Below are 18,978 nucleotides of genomic sequence, written 5' to 3' on the forward strand. Positions count from 1 at the left end.
CCGCATGTAATGCGTCGCGCCGCGGGGTAAACTGCTGCGGATCAAGCGACGCCATCGCGGTTGCCGCCCCCGCCCGGCACGCGTAGAGCCACGGCGAATGGCCGCCGACCCCGTTTCCGTCCTCCAGAAGCTGTTTGGTTTCCCCGATTTCCGCGGTGTTCAGCGCCACGTGGTCGATCGCGTGCTGGCGGGGCAATCGACGCTTGCCGTCATGCCAACCGGTGCCGGCAAGTCGCTGACCTATCAGCTGCCCGCCACCATGCTCGACGGCACCTGCATCGTCGTCTCCCCGCTCATCGCGCTGATGCACGATCAGCTGCGCGCGGCCGAGGCGGTGGGCATCCGCGCCGCCACCCTCACCAGCGTCGATGAGAACAAGGCGGAGACGCGCGGCCGTTTCCTCGATGGCGATCTCGACCTCCTCTACATCGCGCCCGAACGCGCCTCGACGGCCGATTTCCGCGACCTGCTCGAACGCGGCCGGGTCGCCTTGTTCGCGATCGACGAGGCGCATTGCGTCAGCGAATGGGGCCATGACTTCCGCCCCGATTATCGCCTGCTACGCCCGCTGCTCGATCGCTTCCCCGATGTGCCGCGTCTCGCGCTCACTGCGACGGCGGACGAACATACCCGCGCCGACATCCTCGATCAGCTCGGCATTCCGACAGAGGGGATGATCGTCGCCGGTTTCGACCGGCCCAACATCCGCTATTCGATCTCGCCGCGCGACAATACGACGCGCCAGATCGCCGACGTCATCCGCGACACGCCGGGCCCCGGCATCGTCTATGCCCAGACCCGCGCCGGTACCGAGAAGCTCGCCGCCACGCTGCGCGAGGCGACCGGCCGCCCGGTGCGCGCCTATCACGCCGGGCTTGATCCCGAGATTCGCCGCCGCAACCAGGCTGCCTTCGTCGCGAGCGAGGACATGGTGATCGTCGCCACCGTCGCCTTCGGCATGGGGATCGACAAGCCCGACGTCCGCTTCGTCGCGCACGCCGGCCTGCCCAAGTCGATCGAGGCTTATTATCAGGAAACCGGCCGCGCCGGTCGCGATGGCGATCCGGCGGTCGCGCACCTGTTCTGGGGCGCGGAGGATTTCGCCCGCGCGCGACAGCGCATCGCGGAGGTCGAGCCGCAGCGCCAGCCGGGGGAACGCCAGCGGCTCAACGCGCTCGGCGCCCTCGCCGAAACCGCCGGTTGTCGCCGTCGCATCCTTCTCGCCCATTTCGGGGAGAGCCCGCCGGCGACCTGCGGCAATTGCGACAATTGCCTGTCGCCCCCCAATGCGATCGACGCGACGGAAACCGCGCGCAAATATCTCTCCGCCGTCTTCCGCACCGGCCAAAGCTATGGCGCGACCTATGTCGAGGAAGTGCTGACCGGTAAATCCTCCGAACGCAGCCTGATGAACGGGCATGAGGCGCTGTCGGTGTGGAGCATCGTCGACGGCGAGGAGGCGGCCATGCTCAAGCCGGTCGGCCGCGCGCTGCTGCTGCGCGACGCGTTGCGCACCAATCCGCATGGCGGGCTGGAATTCGGCCCCGCCGCGCGCGGGCTGATCAAGGGCGAGGATACGCTCAAACTCGTCATCCCGCCCAAGCGCGCCCGCCGTCGCCGCGGCGATCAGGCGGCCGATCCGGTCAACGACCCGCTGTTCGAGGCATTGCGCACCTGCCGGCGCGAACTTGCGCAGGAGGCCGGCGTGCCGCCCTATGTGATCTTCCACGATTCGGTGCTGCGCGAGATGGCGGCGACCCGCCCCGCCAGCCTCTCGGCGCTCGGCCGCCTGACCGGCGTGGGACAGCGAAAGCTCGATGCCTATGGAGAACCGTTCCTGCGCGTGATCCGCGAGCATTGAGCCGCTGAAAAAGCCGTGGATAACGCGCCGGCGCTGGTTCTCCCGTGCGCGAAGCTGCGCTATCGCTGGCGCCATGCTCGATATCCGCCGCATCGACGACCGCATCTCGGTCGCCCCGCAGATCGCCCCTGAGGACATTCCGGCGATCAAGGCCGCCGGCTTCGCGGCGATCGTCAACAATCGGCCCGATGGCGAAGAGGACGGGCAGCCGACCGGCGACGCGATCCGTGCTGCGGCCGAGGATCAGGGCCTGGCCTATACCGCCATCCCGGTCACTCACGCCGGCTTCTCGATGCCGCAGGTCACGGCGATGATCGACGCGCTCGGCGCCGCCAATGGCCCGGTGCTCGCTTACTGCCGGTCGGGCACCCGGTCGTGCAACCTGTGGGCGCTGGCGCAGGCTGGCCTCGGCGGTGACCCGGACGAACTGACACAGCAGGCGCGCGGCGCCGGCTATGATCTCTCCGCCCTTCGTCCGCTGATGGACGCGGTCGCGCCACCCAGATGATCTGGGTCGTGGCGGGCGCAGCGGGGGCTGCGCTGGCCGGGCTGGGGGCGCTGATCATGTGGCTGCTGCACCGTGGGGGCGGGCAGCGGCTGACCACACCCGAGCAGGCGTTGTCCGCATCGGCAGAGCTCCTCACCGACTTCGCGCCGGTGTCCGCCGTGCTTGGCGATGACGGGCAGGCCGCGTTGATCGTCGGCGATGGCCGGCGCGTCGCGGTGCTCAAGGTGCGCGGAAAAGGCGTTGCCGCCCGAGAGGTCGAATGGCGCGACGTTCAGGCCACGCGTGAGGGGTTGCGGGTGGCGACGCGCGACTGGCGCCTCGGCACGATCCTGATCCTGGGCGTCGACAATCTCGATGTCCGCCGCCTCGCGCCGCAGCTGCGGCGCCTCTAGGCGGCGGCTCCGTCCCCTTCCAGGCTCAGTCGGTCGCAGTCGCGTTGACCGGCTTTATCGCCTTCTGGCTGGCGGCGACCGCCTCCACCCGCTCCATCACGCGCAGCACATTGCCCTGCGCCAGCGCGCCAAGCTCCGCGTCGGTCCAGCCGCGCCGCGCCAGTTCCGCGAACAGTCGCGGATAGCCGTCCACCCCGGTCATGTCCGCCGGTGCCGTACCGCCGATCCCGTCATAATCGCCGCCGATCCCGACCGCGCCCTTGCCGGCGACTCGCGCGATATGCTCGACATGGTCGGCGACGTTGGCGGCAGTGACATGCGGCATCGGGTTCGCCGCGTCCCACGCGACCATCGGCGCCGGCGCCTTGGGCCCGTACACATCGGTCGCCAGACCCTGCGCCTTGCCGAAGTCCGATCGCTTGCGATCCCACGCGCGCCATTCCTCCGAGACGAAGGCCGGGTACACATTGACCATCACGACCCCGCCCGCCTGGCCGATCCGCGCCAGCAGGTTGTCGGGAATGTTACGCGGCACGTCCGCCACAGCGCGCGCGCCCGAGTGCGAGGCGATCACCGGCGCCTTGGCGATGTCCAGCACCGCCGCCATCGTCGCGTCCGACACATGGCTGACGTCGACGATCATCCCGATGCGATTCATCTCCGCCACCACCGATCGGCCGAAATCGGTCAGCCCGTTCGCGCGCGGCGCATCGGTCGATGAATCCGCCCAGCTCAGGCTCTTGCCATGCGTCAGCGTCATATAGCCGACGCCCAGCTCCTTCATCTGGCGCAGCACGGACAGGCGGCCGTCGATCTGGTGCCCGCCCTCGATCCCGATCATCGAGGCGATCCGCCCCGCCTTCTGCGCCGCCCGCGCCTCGGCCGCGGTGGTGACCAGTGCAAAGGCGTCCGGATTTGCCGCCGCCACCCGGCGTACGATGTCGATCTGCTCCAGCGTCATCTCGACGGCGCGCGGCCCCGTGGTGGCAGCCGGAATCCACACCGACCAGAATTGCCCGCCCACGCCGCCGCGCCGCAACCGCGGGATATCGGTCTGCAAGGGATAGGGCAGCGTGGAGGTATCGCGCATCAGATCGACCTGCTCGACCTTGCCGTCATGCCGATCGCGGATTTCCCAGGCGAGATCGTTGTGCCCGTCGATCACCGGATAGCGCTGCAGCAATCGCGTGATCCGCGCCGGAACTTCGGCCGTTGCGGCGCTGGTCGCGGCCGGTGTGGAGGGCATGGAAGCTGTTGCTGCCTGGGCGACAAACAGAAGGGCAATCAGCGACATGGCATCTCCGGACGTAGCGGGCCGTGCAGGAACCATCCGCCAGCCCGCATGTTGTGGGGTGAGGCCCGGAGAAAACCGGACCGCCTGATGGTCTGCGAAAGCGGCCATTGGTGCAAGTGATAAACCAGCCTCGTCGCATGCCCGCGGCGGGGTTTCCTTGTCTGCAATTACAAGACGGAGAGTAATAGAAGATTACGCTTCAGCAACAAGAGACGCAGCTTTCATGCGCTTAACGGTTGATTATTAATGTGGTTGATTTCGCACTCCCGGCAGAAGGGCTATGTCGGAAGTCGGGAGATGGAGTGAGTTTCGTGGACGACGACAAGGAATATTACTACCGCCGCGCCGAGTCGGAGCTCGAAATGGCGCAGCGGACCGAAAACCCCGAAGCAGTGAAGGCTCATTACACTTTGGCCGGCTATTATCTCGACAAGGTGTACAATGATGATGCCGCTGCCATCGTGGCTTCCGGAGAGGCCGCCATCAACACCACCCCGCCGGGCGCCTCGCTAAGCTAGGACGGGTGCGTTACGTGCCGGGCACATCGGCTGCCCGGCTCTTCACGCGCGGCAGCGAAATCCGGTGAAGAACGCCGCGTGCCGCGCCAGGATGGTGTCGATATCCTCCGGCTGCGGCTCCGCCGCACTTTCCCCATGTTCGAACGTGCCACCGCAGATGATCCCGTCCGGGCGCGGGAACATATATCCCATCCGGCCGCCGAAAGCGTAATTCACCTCGGGCTGCGGCAGCAGGACAGCCAACTGCCCGCGCACGGGGATCAACTCCGCATCACCGAACAGCGCCGCCGCGCCCAGCCCCGTGCAATTGAAGATCAACCGCTCTGGCAATGCCGCCAGGTCCGCAGGCGTGCCAAAATCGCGAATTACGATGCGGCCGCCGGCAATCCGCACATCCTGTTCCAGCTTGCGCAGCAACCGACCCGTCTCGGCATACATCGTGTCGAACCGGATGACGTGGCCGCCGACGGGAAAGGGATGCTCCGCCGCATCGAGGTAGCGCAGGCCGGGCATGTAGCGCACCAGCGCGCGTGGCTGCCCCGGCGGGGTGCGCGTCTGCTGATAGGTGGGAACCCAGCGAATGCCGTAATCCTCGCCCACCATGATCTGGAACCGGCGCCAGCTATAGTCCAGCGCCCGGGCATATTGTGCGCGCCATTGGGGCGTCACCGCATCGTCGGCGAAATGGCTCGCCGGCTCCCATTGCCCGCCCGCGATGTTCGACGTCGTCTCGGGCGGCAGCGCCTTGGTGTAAAGCGTCACCGGAAAGCCGGCTTCCTGGCACAGCCGCGCGGTGGTTAGGCCCATGATCCCGGCACCGATCACCGCCACGCCTCCGTGATGGCCGGGCAGCCCCAGATCCACCGCCAGCCGCGAGGTGCCCCAGGACAGGGTGATGCCCGCGCCGCCGTGGCCGTAATTGTGCACCACGCGCTTATCACCCAGCGTGTCGGCGCGGACCACAAACCCACTCGAACGATAGGGCCTGAGGCCGGCAATGGTGCGGATCACGCGGTCCGGCGCCACCCGGACTGGCGCCAGGCAGGCCGCTGCTGGCGCCGCAATCGGGCGCGTCCGGGTCGTGGCACATGCCGGAAGGATCAGCGGGGCGGCGGCAAGGACCGCGCGGCGATCCAGCGTCACGCCGGCCCGTCGCTTCGAAATGGCGCGGCGACCTCATCACGTACCCGCAGCAGCCGCCCGGTCGCCCGGTCGAGCAGCGCCCAGGTGGTCACGCCTTCCACCAGCGCCCGGCCGTCGGCGCTGGTGAAACGGAAATGGCGGTTGAACCGCGCGCCCCGCGGCGGCTCGGGCACCCATGTCTCGCCCGTCGCCTGCTGCCCCTCCGCCAGATTGCCGCGATAATCGATCTCGTGCCGGGTCACGACCCACACATGCGCCGCGCGCTGCTCCTCCGGCGCGACCGCCTCCCAATGCGCCACCGCCAAGTCCTGGATCCAGCGCACCCACACCGCATTGTTCACATGGCCCAGCTCGTCGATGTCGGCCGCATCGGCGACAAAGGTCTTGGTAAAGGTCATCGCTTTCGCCACCATCGCAGGATCTGGAACAGCACGAATATACCGCCCAGCACCGCCACGCCCATCAGCAGCGTTTCGCGACTGGGCCGCAGTCGCCCGGCGAGTTCCGTCACCGCCTCGCCAAACCAATAGCCTAGCGCCGTGAACAGGCTCGCCCACACCGTCGCGGCGATCGCGTTGATCACCAGGAAGGTCGATGCCGGCACCTGACTGGTCCCGATCGCGATCGGGCTGACGGTTCGAAATCCGTAGAGGAAGCGGAAACCGAAGATGAAACTGGTCGGATAGCGTTCCAGCAGGCGCAGTGCCTTGGCAAAGGCGCGCTTCTGCGTCCAGCGCTGCACCGTCGGACTGTCGCGATAGCGCCGGCCCGCGGCGAAGAAGAACTGGTCCGACAGGAAGGAGCCCGCCGCCGCCCCGACAAAGGCTAACTGCCAGTGCAACAGGCCCTGGTGCGACAGCAGACCACCGGCGAGCACTGCCGTCTCACCTTCGAGCATCGCGCCCAGGAACACCGCGACGGCACCCCATTGCGCGATGATCGATTCAAACGTCACGTGCGAACGGCCCCGCGCGCCGTGCGGGTCACTCTTCCACCCCCAGCTGCCACAGCACGAAGGCATGTTCCTCCGCCGCCTCGCGCAGGCTTTCGAACCGACCCGATTTGCCGCCATGCCCCGCGCCCATGTTGGTCTTGAGCAGCAGGATATTGTCGTCGGTCTTGGTCGCGCGCAGCTTGGCGGCCCATTTCGCCGGCTCCCAGTAGGTCACGCGCGGATCGTTGAGCCCGCCGGAAATGAACAGCGGCGGATAATCCTGCGCCCGGACATTGTCATACGGGCTGTAGCTGCGGATCAGCTGGAACGCGGCCGGGTCGGTGATCGGATTGCCCCATTCGGGCCATTCGCCCGGCGTCAGTGGCAGGCTTTCGTCCATCATCGTGTTCAGCACGTCGACGAACGGCACGTCGGCGATCACCGCCCCCCAGAGCTCAGGATCGGAATTGACCACCGCACCCATCAGCTCGCCGCCGGCCGACCGCCCGGCGATCGCGATCCGCCCCTCGCTGGTCCACTTCTGCTCGATCAGGCCGCGTGCGACATCGACGAAATCGGTAAAGGTGTTGGTCCGCTTCGCCAGCTTGCCGTCATGGTACCATTGCTGCCCCAGGTCGTCGCCGCCCCGGATATGCGCGATGGCATAGGCGAAGCCGCGATCGAGCAGGCTCAGCCGCCCGGTGGAGAAGCCCGGCGGGATCGCATGGCCGTAGGCACCATAGGCATAAAGGAACAATGGCCGGCTGCCGTCACGCGGGAAATCGGCCGGATAGACAATCGACACCGGCACCTCGGTGCCATCGCGCGCCGTGATGTGCAGCCGCTCGGTGCTATATTCGCCCGCCTCATAACCCGACGGGATCTCCTGCACCTTCAGCACGGTCAGCCCGCGTGTCGCGGTGTCGTAATCGTAGACGGTCCCCGGCGTGACCATCGATTCATAGCCTACGCGCAGCACCGTCTGGTCGTATTCGGGATTGTCCCCCAGCCCGGCGGCATAGCTCGCCTCGGGGAAATCGATCCGCTCCGCCACGGTCGGCGCGTCGTAGCGGTGGATCGCCACCTGATCGAGACCGTCCTCGCGCCCCTCCACTACGAAGAAGTCGCGATAGCATTCGACGCCCGTCATGTAGAAATGGCGGCTCGGTCCGATCAACTCGGTCCATTCGCCCGGGGCGCTGATCGGCGCCGTGACCAGGCGCCACATCGGGTCCACGTCATTGGTGTGGATGAACAGCGTGTCGCCATGCGTGTCGACGTCATATTCCCGCCCCGACTGGCGCGGCGCGACCATGATCGGCTCGGCCAGCGGATTGTCCGCCGGCAGCAGGCGAACCTCGCTCGTCACATGGTCGCCCGTCGCGATCACGATCCAGCGCCGGTCGCTCGTCTCCGCCACGGCGACGCGATAACCCTCGTCATCCTCGTGGTAGAGCTCGACATCCTCGGCCGGATCGTTGCCCAGCCGGTGAAGCCGCGCATTGTCCGTCCGCCACTCCTTGTTGGCGAGGCCGTAGAGGAACGCGCTGTCATCCGCGGTCCACACGATGTCGGACAGCATCCCCGGGATCGTATCGGGCAGCAGCGCGCCCGTGGCCAGATCCTTCACATGGATGGTGAAACGCTCGGACCCATTGTCGTCGATCGCATAGGCCAGCTTCATGCCGTCGTTCGACACGGCGAACGCGCCCAGCCGGAAATACTCCTTCCCCGCCGCCAGTGCCGTTTCATCCAGCAGCAGCTCGTCGGCGCTGCCATCGTCGGGCGCACCGACCGGGCGGCGCCACCATTTGCGATACTCCCCGCCCGTTTCGAACGCGGTCCAGTACAGCCAGTCGCCATCCTTCTGCGGCACGGAGGATTCATCCTCCTTGATGCGCGCCTTCATCTCTTCGTACAGCCGGTCGACCAGCGGGCGGTGCGGCGCCATCGCCTGTTCGAAATAGGCGTTCTCCGCCTCGAGATAGGCGAGCACGTCCTTGTCATTGACGTCAGGATAATTGGCATCCTTCAGCCACGCCCAGGGATCCTCGATGGTGACCCCGTGGGCGGTGAAGGAGTGCGGACGAGTGGCGGCGATCGGCGGGGAAATCGTCATGTCGCTTCCTTAACCCGCATCGGGGCGAAGTCGATGCCAACGGGTTGCGATGCAATTTATGCAACCGGTTACATGCAACTTTGCACTTGCGGCGAATCATGCTGCAGTGCACAAGCATCAGGCCTTTCAGGCATCCTCTCCTAAAAACTTTCATGGCCGATCCCTCCGGGGGTCGGCCTTTTTTCTTGTGCGCCGCGTTTGCCGGCACTTGCCGCACTGCGCATTGCCCAATAGCGGCGGGCAGGGTTTGAAGGATCAGATCAGATGGCTGGTGGCCTGGTTGCGTTGCTTGATGACATTGCGGCGCTGGCGAAGCTCGCCGCCGCCAGCCTGGACGACGTCGCCGGCGCCTCGGCAAAGGCTGGGACCAAGGCCGTGGGCGTCGTCATCGACGACACCGCGGTCACCCCGCGCTACGTCACCGGGCTCAGCCCCGCGCGCGAACTGCCGATCATCTGGAAGATCGCGCTGGGCTCCATCCGCAACAAGCTGATCCTGCTCCTGCCCGCGGCACTCCTGCTGTCGGCCTTCGCGCCTTGGGCAATCACCCCGATCCTGATGGCGGGCGGCACCTTCCTGTGCTTCGAGGGCGCGGAAAAGGTGATCGAGGCGCTGACCGGCGCGCACCATGGCGACGAAGCCGTCGCGGTGACCGATCCCAAACAGCTGGAGGATCGTCAGGTGTCGGGCGCCATCCGCACCGACCTCATCCTCTCCGGTGAGATCATGGCCATCGCCCTGTCTGAACTGGCCGATCAGACGATCGTCAACCAGGCGATCGCGCTTGCGCTCGTCGGCCTCGCCATCACCGTCGGCGTCTATGGCGTCGTCGCGCTGATCGTGAAGATGGACGACATCGGCCTCGCATTGGCAGAGCGGGAGGGCAGCGGCACGCGCGCGATCGGCCGGGGGCTGGTCTCGGCGATGCCCGTTGTCCTGAAATGGCTCGGCATCATCGGCACGGCGGCGATGCTGTGGGTCGGCGGCCAGATCATCGTCCACGGCCTGCACGAATTTCACCTGGCGCCGATCCCCGGCTGGATCGAGCACGCCGCCGAAGCCGCGCGCCACGCCGTTCCCGGTGCCGGGGGCGTCGCCTCCTGGATCGTCAACGCCGCCCTCTCGGCGGTGTTCGGCATCATCGTCGGCGCGATCGTCGCCGGCGTGCTTCACCTCCTGCCCAGGAAGGCCGCCAAGCACTGATAGCGCTGGCGGACCGCGACCCGATCGGTCAGGCCGCGCGGGTCAGGCTCAGGAACACGTCCTCCAGATCAGCTTCGCGCGTCGACACATCGACGATGCCGAATCCCGCACCCTGAACCGCCGCCAGCACCTCACCAGCGTTCACCCGGTCCTTGGAATAGGTGATCTCCAGCGTTCGCTCGCCCTTGAGCACGATCTTCTCGAAACAGGGCGCGCTGGGCACCGCCGTCACGTCGCGCTCCACCGTCACCTCGACCACCTTCTCCTGCGCACGGCTCAGCAACTGGCGGGTCGGCTCGTTGGCGACGACCTGGCCATGGTTGATGATCGCGATCCGATCGCACAATTCCTCGGCTTCCTCGAGGTAATGGGTCGTCAGCACCACCGTCACGCCACCGGCGTTCAATTCGCGCACATAGGCCCATAATTGCTGGCGCAGCTCGATATCGACGCCAGCGGTCGGCTCGTCGAGCACCAGCACCGGCGGCGAATGGACCATGGCCTTGGCCACCATCAGCCGCCGCTTCATGCCCCCCGACAGGGTGCGGGCATAAGCCTTGGCCTTGTCCTCCAGATGCACCGCGCGCAGCAATTCCATCGATCGCCGCTCCCGCTTCGGGATGCCGTACAGCCCGGCCTGGATCTCCAGCGTCTCGAGCGGCGTGAAGAACGGATCGAACAGGATCTCCTGGTTCACGATCCCGATCGACGCCTTGGCGTTGCGCGGCTGCGCATCGATGTCGAAGCCCCAGATCGATGCCGTGCCGCTGGTCCTGTTCACCAGCCCGGCCAGAATGTTGATCAGCGTCGATTTGCCCGCGCCATTTGGCCCCAGCAGGCCAAAGATCGTGCCCTGCGGCACGTCGAAACTGACCCCGTCGAGCGCGCGCTTCCCCCCCTGATAGGTCTTGCAAAGATCCCGTATGGCGATGGCAGCGTCGGTCATGGCGGCGATCGTTACGCCCGCCCGCACGCGAATGCTAGGCAGGTGATTGCTAGCGCGGCGCGGCCTTGCTAACGCGGGCGCCATGTTGCCGCCGCCCCAGATCAGCCGAGTTTCGCACCACCGCGTCGCCTGTGACGGCGCGCATGACGGGATCCCCGCCGCGCTGGGCCACCCGCGCGTGTGGCTGGAAATCTCGGAACTCGGCTATGTCGACTGCGGCTATTGCGATCGCCGCTTCGTGCTGATCGGCGGCCCGGCCGATGGCGTCGACCCGGCCACCCTTCCCGACCACGGCGACGGCGCCGGGCGCTAAGTCGCCTCCTGACGCGACAGCACGCAAACCTGCTCGATCGCGTCACCGCCCCCTCGGGCGCCTGAACATCCCACCACCGGTACGCAGCCGCGGCACTTGCGGCTGCGTCAGATCAGCGGAACGAACAGCCCATTGGCGCCGCACCACCGGGCGTGAGCGCCGACACGCGCCTCCCGGCCATCACGCCAGCGCCTTGACGCGAGTCCTACCGGGCTGACGCCACCCCTTCCTCGATCCGGCAAGTCAGCGCAGCCGCCGAACAGCGCCGTTGCGTCACCTTGGGCCACGCGCGCCTCCAGCCATACCTCGCCAACGCAACCCCAGCTCGTCACCCCGCTGAGGATTGCTAACGCACGCCAATGTTATCCACAGCCAGTCCACAGCTAATCCACACGCTGCCCACACCCTTCCCACGGCCTGTCCACAACCTGCTCACAACTTATCCACAGCTCGCCCACAGATTGTCCGCAGCTTGTTCCGGCCGCCCCCACAGCTTTGCCCACAACTTTATCCACAGCCTTTCCGCGACGCCCCCCGCGCCCTACATTCCCATCATGACCGCTATCGATCCCCGCTCGTTCCTGTACCGCGACTCGCTGGATCCGGAGGCCGCGCTGTCGCTCACCGCGGGCGCTCTCTCGCGCGCCGACGACGGGGAGCTGTTCCTGCAATATCGCAAGTCGGAGGCGTTCGGCTTCGACGATGGCCGGCTCAAGACCGCCAGCTACGACACCCATTCCGGCTTCGGCCTGCGCGCCGTCTCGGGTGAGATGACGGCCTTCGCCCACGCCAGCGAACTGTCCGAGGCAGCGATCAAGCGCGCGGCGGAAACGATGCAGCTGATCGATCCCTCGACCAGCGCGAAGGCGCCGCCGCCCACCGGCACCAATCAGCGGCTCTACACCGATGGCGATCCGCTCGATCTCGTCCCCTTCGCCGACAAGGTGAACCTGTGCCAGACGATCGACGCCGCCGCCCGTGCGCGCGATCCGCGAGTCGCGCAGGTATCGGTCGGCCTGTCAGGCACGTGGAGCGTGGTGGAAATCGTCCGCCCCGACGGCTTCGTCGCTAATGACGTTCGCCCGCTCGTCCGCCTCAACGTCTCGATCGTCGTGGAGCAGAACGGCCGCCGCGAAACCGGCACCTTCGGGATCGGCGGGCGCTATCTCTACGATTCGCTGCTCGATCCGGCGACCTGGAACCGGGCGATTGACGAGGCATTGGCGCAGGCGCTGGTGAACCTTGAATCGGTTGCGGCTCCGGCGGGCGAGTTCACCGTGCTGTTCGGCCCCGGCTGGCCCGGCATCCTCCTGCACGAGGCGATCGGCCACGGGCTTGAGGGCGATTTCAACCGCAAGGGCACCAGCGCCTTCTCGGGCCGCATCGGCGAACAGGTCGCGGCGCGCGGCGTCACCGTGGTCGACGATGGCTCGATCCGCGATCGCCGCGGCTCGCTGACGATCGACGACGAAGGCACGCCGACTCGCGAGACGATCCTGATCGAGGACGGCTTCCTGAAAGGTTACATGCAGGATCGCCTCAACGCGCGCCTGATGGGCGTGGAGGCGACCGGCAACGGCCGCCGCGAAAGCTTCGCGCACGCCCCCATGCCGCGCATGACCAACACCTTCATGAAGGGCGGCAACGACGATCCGGCCGAGCTGCTCTCCCGCGTGAAGAACGGCATCTATGCCAAGTCGTTCGGCGGCGGTCAGGTCGACATCGTCTCGGGCAAGTTCGTCTTCTCCTGCACCGAGGCTTATAAGGTGGAGAACGGCAAGATCGGCGCCCCCATCAAAGGCGCGACGCTGATCGGCGATGGCCCGACCGTGCTGACGAAGGTGCTTGGCGTCGGCAACGATTTCGCGCTCGACGAAGGGATCGGCATGTGCGGCAAGGGCGGGCAGAGCGTGCCGGCCGGCGTTGGTCAGCCGACGTTGCTGGTGGGCGGCCTGACTGTCGGCGGCACCGCCGCCTGACGCGTTCGCGCACGATAACCGCCATGGCGCCCGCGCGCGATGGCGGGGGTCGGGCCTAGCTGTTGCTCAGCGCCACGATGTGATCGAACACCGCCGGGTGCAGCGGCTTGGTGAAGGCGCAGCCGTAGCGATATTTGTCGCGCCACGCGACCACCGCCTCCAGCCCGGCCAGCCCCGGCAGCGTCAGCCACACGGTCGTGCCCGGCCACAGCGTGAAGCTGGTCTGCGCGCGGAAACCGGTGGTGGACAGGTCGACCACCTCGATCTCGAATCGGGTCGTGCCGCGATCACGCAGATGCGCGCGCATCTTCACCGCCTTGCGCAGCGCGCCGCGATTCTCATCGCCCTCACCCGGGCCGGGAAGTGGGATGGCGTGGTCCATGGCGCCCTTATCCCCTGCGAAGGTTACTTTTCGGCAAACGTCCGATCCGCACCGGCCGGGGCACGCACCCCCGCCCGCCCGCGCCGCTTAAGCTCGGCTTTCAGATCCTCCGGCTTGGGCGCCACGAGGAAGCCGAAGCTGACCGTGCCTTCCTTGGTGTTCACCACATGGTGCAGCCGGTGCGCCTGCACGATCCGCTTCATGTAGCTGGATTTGGGCAGGTAGCGCGTGCGCACCCGCTCATGAACGATGATGTCGTGGAACCCGAAATAGATCGCGCCATAGGCAGCGATCCCCGCGCCGATCCAGGCATAGCCTTCCCACCAGCCGCCCTGCACGCCGCCATAGATCAGCACGATCGAGGGGATGGCGAAGATCGCACCGTACAGGTCGTTCAATTCGAACCGTCCGGTGCGCGGCCGATGGTGGCTTTCGTGCAGGAACCAGCCCGGCCCATGCATCACCCAGCGGTGCATGACATAGGCGAAAACCTCCATCCCGGCAACGGTGAGGAAGAACAGGAGAAGGCCGGACCAGATCGACATGCGTTGCCCATATAGCCATCGCGCGCCCGCGTCGCTACGTCGCACCGCGTTATGACAGACGCATACGATCCCGAACGGCGCGCCGCAGCGCTCGAGTCCAAGGCCTGGCCCTATGAGGAAGCGCGAAAGCTTCTGAAGCGCTGGCCCGAAGGCAAGCCGAACGGGCAACCGATGCTGTTCGAAACCGGCTACGGCCCGTCGGGCCTGCCGCACATCGGCACGTTTCAGGAAGTGCTGCGCACCACCATGGTCCGCCGCGCCTATGAGGAAATGACCGGCCGCCCGACCCGGCTGGTGGCGTTCAGCGACGACATGGACGGCCTGCGCAAGGTGCCGGACAATGTGCCCAACAAGGAATTGCTGGAGGCGAACCTCGGCAAGCCGCTGTCGCGCGTCCCCGATCCCTTCGGCAAGTTCGACAGCTTCGCCGCGCACAACAACGCCATGCTGCGCGACTTCCTCGATCGCTTCGGCTTCGATTACGAATTCGTCTCGTCGACCGACTATTACACCTCCGGCCGCTTCGACGAGAAGCTGCGCGACGTCCTGCGCAACTATGACAAGATCATGGCCGTCATGCTGCCGACGCTGCGTGCCGAGCGGCAGGCGACCTATTCCCCCGTCCTGCCGATCAGCCCCACGTCCGGCATCGTGCTCCAGGTCCCGGTTGAGGTGGTCGATGCCGAAGCCGGAATCATCCGCTTCGAGGATGAAGGCAAGGTCGTCGAACAGTCGATCCTCGGCGGCAAGGCGAAGCTTCAGTGGAAGCCCGACTGGGGCATGCGCTGGGCCGCGCTCGGCGTCGATTACGAGATGTACGGCAAGGATCTGATCGATTCCGGCATCCTCGGCGGCAAGATCGCGCAGATCCTCGGCGGCCGTAAGCCGGAGGGGCTGATCTACGAGCTGTTCCTCGACGCCAAGGGGGAGAAGATCTCCAAGTCGAAGGGTAATGGCCTCTCGATCGAGGAATGGCTGACCTACGGCCCTGACGAAAGCCTCGCCTTCTACATCTATCGCGAACCCAAGAAGGCGAAGTCGCTTCACCTCGGCCTGATCCCGCGCGCGGTGGACGATTACTGGCAGTTCCGCGCCAATTATCCGGCGCAGGGCTGGAAGGAGAAGCACGGCAACCCGGTCCACCACGTCCACACCGGCAACGTGCCGGCGGCAACGCTCCCGGTCACCTTCGGGCTGCTGCTCAACCTCGTCGGCGTGATGGGCGAAGGCGCCACCAAGGAGCAGGTCTGGGGCTATCTCGGCAATTACCTCGCCGATGCGAACGCCGCCGCGCATCCCGAACTCGATCGGATGATCGGCTATGCCCTCGCCTATCACCGCGACTTCATCGCCCCCACGCTGAAGCGCCGCGCGCCCGAGGGCGTCGAGGTGGCCGCACTCGAGCGGCTCGATGCCGATCTCGCCACGCTGGGCGAGGATGCCTCGGCCGAGGATATTCAGAACGCCGTCTATGAAATCGGCAAGACCGGCGGCTTCGCCGAGCTGCGCGATTGGTTCAAGGCGCTGTACGAAACGCTGCTCGGCTCCAGCCAAGGCCCGCGCATGGGCAGCTTCATCAAGCTCTACGGTGTCGCCAACACCCGCCGCCTGATCGCCGAGGCGCTCGCCGCGGCCAAGTGATACCGGCAGCCGGCGCCAATCTCCCACATAGCGGGAGGTTGGCGCCGGCGGCGCCGATCCGCTACCCTCACGACCATGTGCAACGAGGCCGCCCGCCGCATCGCCATCGGCGAATTGCGCAACGACTGGGGCGAGACGCGAATCCCGCTCGTCTTCCCCGAAGGTGTGCCCAACATGGCGCCGCTCGACAGCTTCCGCATCACCGATCCGACGATCATCATCCGCGGCGTCAACGGCCGCGCGGACGAGGCGGAATGCGTCACCCGCCGCTGGAGCTGGCCCGGCACCGGCGGTCGCCCGGTGTACAATTTCCGCTCCGACGGCCGCGATCTGCGCTCCGGCCGCTGCCTGATCCCGGTCGACAGCTTCTTCGAATTCACCAAGCCCGCCGATCCCAAGGCGAAGCGCAAGGACAAATGGGCCTTTCGCCTCGCGGGCCACGACTGGTTCTGCATCGCCGGCCTGTGCCGCAAGGACGCAAGCGTCGGTGAGGCCTTCACCATGCTCACCTGCGAGCCCGGCCCCGACGTCGCCCCGTATCATTCGCGCCAGGTCGTGGTGCTCGGCCGCGACGCCTGGGCGGCATGGCTCGACCCTTCCGTCCCCTCCGCCGATCTGTGCCGGCCACTCCCCGCCGGCAGCCTCACCGTAACGCCCGCGCGATAATTCGCGTTACGTCGCCAGGATCGTCGCCGCCCCGGCCAGGATCATGCCTACCGCCACCCCGCGCTGCCACGACACCCGCTCGCCCAGCGCGAAGATCGCGATTCCCATTGCCGTCACCATCCCCGTCTCACGCAGCGCGGCGAGCGGCGCGGTCGGCCCCAGCGCAAAGGCGGTCAGCGCCAGCCCATAAGTGACGATCGACAGCGCCCCGGCGATCGCCCCCGGCCGCCACTGGCTACTGGCCGAGCGGAACACCCGGCCCCGCGTCGCCACCCCGAACATCACCGGCGTCACCGCGCCCATCATCACGAACAGCCAGGCGATATAGCCCATCGTGGTCGGCGCCGCGCGCACGCCCCAGGCATCGATCACCGTATAGGTCGCGATCATCGCGCCCGTGAGCAGCGACCAGCCAAGCGACGTGCGATCCAGATGCCGCCCGATCACCAGCAGGAACATCGCCCCCGCGATCAGCGCAATGCCAATCAGGTCCCCCGCACTCGCCGGCTCCCCCAGCAGGCCGATCGTCACGATCGCGGTCAGCACCGGCGCCGTCCCGCGCAGCACCGGATAAGCGGTGGAAAAGTCGGTTCGCTCATAGGCGCGGATCAGCGCATACAGGTACACGCCGTGCACCAGCGCACTCGCCGCCAGCCAGCCCCAGGCGCCATCGGGCGGCGTCACGAACGGCAGCACCGGCAGCATGATGATTGCGCCCGACCCGTCGGTCAGCGCCCGCGCCGCCGCCTTGTCGCGCCCACCCTTCACGATCCCGTTGACCAGCGCATGGATCGATCCCGAGGCGATCATCATCAGCGAGGCGAGCAGCATCGGCGACATCGGGCCACATTCTCCGCCGCGCTTATCTCATCCCCCGCCCCGCGCGCTGCTGCGTGTCGGTCAGCCGCTCATGTCACCAGCCGCCGCAATCCCGCAAGTGTATCCGCCTCCGCCGCCGGCTTGTCGGTCCTGATCCGCGCGATACGGGGGAAGCGCATCGCGACGCCCGATTTGTGCCGTTTTGATACGTGGATCGAGTCGAACGCTACCTCCAGCACCAGCGTCTTTTCCACCTCGCGCACCGGGCCGAAGCGGTTGAGCGTGTTGTTGCGCACGAACTTGTCGAGCTGCTTCAGTTCCTCGTCGGTGATCCCGGAATAGGCCTTGCCCACCGGCAGCAGCTCGCCATCCTCGGTCCAGCAGCCAAAGGTATAGTCGCTGTAGAAGGACGATCGCCGCCCATTGCCGCGCTGCGCATACATCATCACGCAATCGGCGGTCAGCGGATCGCGCTTCCATTTGTACCACAGGCCCACGCGCCGCCCGGTGACATAGGGCGAATCGCGCCGCTTCAGCATCACGCCCTCGATCGCCGCATCGCGCGCGCCGGCGCGGATGCCCTCCAGCGCGGTGAAATCCTCCGCCTCGATCAACGCGGAAACATCGAACCGCTCCGGGTTCAGCCGGCTGGCGAAATCCTCCAGCCGCCCGCGCCGCTCGTGCCAGGGCAGCGCGCGCAGATCCTCCTCCCCGTCGAGCAGGATATCGTACAGCCGCACGAACGCCGGCGCTTCCTCCAGCATCTTGGCGGAGACGACCTTGCGCCCCAGCCGCTGCTGCAACGCGTTGAAGCTCGCCGCCCCGCCGCCTTCCTCATCACCCTTGCCGCCCAGTGCGGCGCCCAGTGCGATCCCCTGCGCCTCGCCCTTCACCAGCAATTCGCCGTCCACCGCGCCCGCCTCGGCAAAGGCGCTGGCGACATCGGGAAAGGCGCGGGTCACGTCATCGCCGGTGCGGCTGTACAGCCGCGTATCGCCTGCGACATGGACGATCTGGACCCGGATGCCGTCCCATTTCCACTCCGCGGCATAATCGGAAAGGTCGACGCGCAGGTCTTCCAGCGGGTGCGCCAGCATGAACGGGCGAAACACCGGCACATTGGCCGGCGTCGGCTGCGCGCCGCGTCCCTCGGCCCAGGCGAACAGGCTTTCGTAGGGCGGGTCGATCCCGTGCCACACCTCCTCGACCGCATCGACGTCGATCGCGAAGGCATCGGCCAGCGCCTGCTTGGCCAGCCGCGCTGACACCCCGACGCGAAGCGCGCCCGTCGCCATCTTCAGCAGCGCGAAACGCTCCTCGGCGTTCAGCTGGTCCAGCATCTGCGCCAGCGCCGCCGGTGCCTGCCCGCGCGGCAGCGTCAGCAACCGTTCGACCACCGCGCCGACCGACAGCGCTTCAGCCGCCATCGGCGTCTCCGGCGTCGGCCACAGCAGCGCCACCGTCTCCGCCGAATCGCCGACATAATCGCGGCTCATCCGGTACAGCACCGGATCGACCCGCTCCTCGATCAGCGCGCGGATCACCGCCGGCTTGACCCCCGGGATGTCGAGGTCGCCGGTCAGCGCGGCCATCGCCCAGCCCCGGTCGGGATCGGGCGTGGTCTTCAGATAATCGCCGATCAGCCTCAGCTTTGCCGTGCGCGACCGGGTGTAGATGAGCGAATCGAGAAGCTGCGCAAAGGCGTGCATGGCCGC

Annotated in this window: 19 protein-coding genes; 9 read left to right on the forward strand and 10 right to left on the reverse strand. The window is 67.0% G+C overall.

The features are described from left to right. Nucleotides 1-97: 97 nt before the first annotated feature. From recQ to XM50_RS06460, 3 genes are all read left to right on the forward strand, one after another. A complete protein-coding gene (gene recQ, locus XM50_RS06450) occupies nucleotides 98-1,861 on the forward strand; it encodes a DNA helicase RecQ (protein ID WP_046408366.1) in 1,764 nt (587 codons plus the stop codon). A 73-nt stretch (nucleotides 1,862-1,934) separates the two neighbouring features. After that, complete coding sequence (locus XM50_RS06455) at nucleotides 1,935-2,369, forward strand: TIGR01244 family sulfur transferase (protein ID WP_046408368.1); 435 nt, start codon at nucleotides 1,935-1,937, stop codon at nucleotides 2,367-2,369. Beyond that, nucleotides 2,366-2,761 carry a hypothetical protein gene (locus XM50_RS06460; RefSeq protein ID WP_046408369.1) on the forward strand — a complete coding sequence of 132 codons (396 nt, stop codon included), beginning with the start codon at nucleotides 2,366-2,368 and terminating at the stop codon, nucleotides 2,759-2,761. Before XM50_RS06455 ends, XM50_RS06460 begins: the two co-directional genes overlap by 4 nt. 25 nt (nucleotides 2,762-2,786) lie before the next feature. Here the strand turns inward: XM50_RS06460 and XM50_RS06465 are convergent, their stop codons facing one another. Continuing rightward, nucleotides 2,787-4,055 (reverse strand): dipeptidase, encoded by a 1,269-nt coding sequence (locus XM50_RS06465; protein WP_046408371.1) that lies wholly within the window; start codon nucleotides 4,053-4,055, stop codon nucleotides 2,787-2,789. A gap of 311 nt (nucleotides 4,056-4,366) precedes the next feature. Between XM50_RS06465 and XM50_RS06470 the strand changes: the two genes are divergently transcribed. Continuing rightward, a complete protein-coding gene (locus XM50_RS06470; RefSeq protein WP_046408461.1) occupies nucleotides 4,367-4,573 on the forward strand; it encodes a hypothetical protein in 207 nt (68 codons plus the stop codon). Between the two features lie 42 nt (nucleotides 4,574-4,615). Here the strand turns inward: XM50_RS06470 and XM50_RS06475 are convergent, their stop codons facing one another. The 4 genes from XM50_RS06475 to XM50_RS06490 are packed head-to-tail and all read right to left on the reverse strand — an operon-like array spanning nucleotide 4,616 to nucleotide 8,769. After that, nucleotides 4,616-5,716 (reverse strand): FAD-dependent oxidoreductase, encoded by a 1,101-nt coding sequence (locus XM50_RS06475; RefSeq protein ID WP_231621880.1) that lies wholly within the window; start codon nucleotides 5,714-5,716, stop codon nucleotides 4,616-4,618. After that, nucleotides 5,713-6,114, reverse strand: coding sequence for an acyl-CoA thioesterase (locus tag XM50_RS06480; protein ID WP_082102809.1), 402 nt, complete (start codon nucleotides 6,112-6,114; stop codon nucleotides 5,713-5,715). The genes XM50_RS06475 and XM50_RS06480 overlap by 4 nt, the downstream gene beginning before the upstream one ends. Continuing rightward, the gene (locus XM50_RS06485) at nucleotides 6,111-6,671 is read right to left on the reverse strand and encodes a DedA family protein (protein WP_046408374.1); all 561 of its coding nucleotides are present in this window, start codon (nucleotides 6,669-6,671) and stop codon (nucleotides 6,111-6,113) included. Before XM50_RS06485 ends, XM50_RS06480 begins: the two co-directional genes overlap by 4 nt. A 28-nt stretch (nucleotides 6,672-6,699) precedes the next feature. Then, nucleotides 6,700-8,769 (reverse strand): S9 family peptidase, encoded by a 2,070-nt coding sequence (locus tag XM50_RS06490; protein WP_046408376.1) that lies wholly within the window; start codon nucleotides 8,767-8,769, stop codon nucleotides 6,700-6,702. Nucleotides 8,770-9,033: 264 nt separating this feature from the next. On the opposite strand from XM50_RS06490, the gene XM50_RS06495 reads away from it, so the two are divergent. Next, nucleotides 9,034-9,972 carry a DUF808 domain-containing protein gene (locus XM50_RS06495; RefSeq protein ID WP_046408378.1) on the forward strand — a complete coding sequence of 313 codons (939 nt, stop codon included), beginning with the start codon at nucleotides 9,034-9,036 and terminating at the stop codon, nucleotides 9,970-9,972. Between the two features lie 28 nt (nucleotides 9,973-10,000). Here XM50_RS06495 and XM50_RS06500 read toward each other — a convergent pair whose 3' ends face one another. Further along, on the reverse strand, nucleotides 10,001-10,918 hold the full coding sequence (locus tag XM50_RS06500) for an ABC transporter ATP-binding protein (RefSeq protein ID WP_046408380.1): 918 nt from the start codon (nucleotides 10,916-10,918) through the stop codon (nucleotides 10,001-10,003). An 82-nt stretch (nucleotides 10,919-11,000) separates the two neighbouring features. Between XM50_RS06500 and XM50_RS06505 the strand changes: the two genes are divergently transcribed. Beyond that, nucleotides 11,001-11,231 carry a zinc-finger domain-containing protein gene (locus XM50_RS06505; RefSeq protein WP_046408381.1) on the forward strand — a complete coding sequence of 77 codons (231 nt, stop codon included), beginning with the start codon at nucleotides 11,001-11,003 and terminating at the stop codon, nucleotides 11,229-11,231. A gap of 554 nt (nucleotides 11,232-11,785) precedes the next feature. Then, the gene (gene tldD / locus XM50_RS06510; RefSeq protein WP_443024640.1) at nucleotides 11,786-13,210 is read left to right on the forward strand and encodes a metalloprotease TldD; all 1,425 of its coding nucleotides are present in this window, start codon (nucleotides 11,786-11,788) and stop codon (nucleotides 13,208-13,210) included. Between the two features lie 55 nt (nucleotides 13,211-13,265). Here the strand turns inward: tldD and XM50_RS06515 are convergent, their stop codons facing one another. Both XM50_RS06515 and XM50_RS06520 read right to left on the reverse strand, forming a co-directional pair. Beyond that, nucleotides 13,266-13,592 (reverse strand): pilus assembly protein PilZ, encoded by a 327-nt coding sequence (locus XM50_RS06515; RefSeq protein ID WP_046408383.1) that lies wholly within the window; start codon nucleotides 13,590-13,592, stop codon nucleotides 13,266-13,268. Between the two features lie 23 nt (nucleotides 13,593-13,615). Beyond that, a complete protein-coding gene (locus XM50_RS06520; RefSeq protein ID WP_046408385.1) occupies nucleotides 13,616-14,137 on the reverse strand; it encodes a sterol desaturase family protein in 522 nt (173 codons plus the stop codon). A gap of 51 nt (nucleotides 14,138-14,188) precedes the next feature. Between XM50_RS06520 and XM50_RS06525 the strand changes: the two genes are divergently transcribed. Both XM50_RS06525 and XM50_RS06530 read left to right on the forward strand, forming a co-directional pair. After that, nucleotides 14,189-15,778 carry a lysine--tRNA ligase gene (locus XM50_RS06525; RefSeq protein ID WP_046408386.1) on the forward strand — a complete coding sequence of 530 codons (1,590 nt, stop codon included), beginning with the start codon at nucleotides 14,189-14,191 and terminating at the stop codon, nucleotides 15,776-15,778. Nucleotides 15,779-15,853: 75 nt separating this feature from the next. After that, nucleotides 15,854-16,444 carry an SOS response-associated peptidase family protein gene (locus tag XM50_RS06530; RefSeq protein ID WP_046408388.1) on the forward strand — a complete coding sequence of 197 codons (591 nt, stop codon included), beginning with the start codon at nucleotides 15,854-15,856 and terminating at the stop codon, nucleotides 16,442-16,444. Nucleotides 16,445-16,450: 6 nt separating this feature from the next. Here the strand turns inward: XM50_RS06530 and XM50_RS06535 are convergent, their stop codons facing one another. Both XM50_RS06535 and XM50_RS06540 read right to left on the reverse strand, forming a co-directional pair. Beyond that, nucleotides 16,451-17,284, reverse strand: a complete 834-nt coding sequence (locus tag XM50_RS06535; RefSeq protein WP_046408389.1) for a DMT family transporter — start codon at nucleotides 17,282-17,284, stop codon at nucleotides 16,451-16,453. Between the two features lie 68 nt (nucleotides 17,285-17,352). Beyond that, nucleotides 17,353-18,972, reverse strand: coding sequence for a cisplatin damage response ATP-dependent DNA ligase (locus XM50_RS06540; RefSeq protein WP_046408391.1), 1,620 nt, complete (start codon nucleotides 18,970-18,972; stop codon nucleotides 17,353-17,355). Nucleotides 18,973-18,978: the final 6 nt, after the last annotated feature.

The organism is Sphingomonas sp. Ag1 (assembly GCF_000980895.1).
Classification (GTDB): Bacteria; Pseudomonadota; Alphaproteobacteria; order Sphingomonadales; family Sphingomonadaceae; genus Sphingomonas; species Sphingomonas panaciterrae.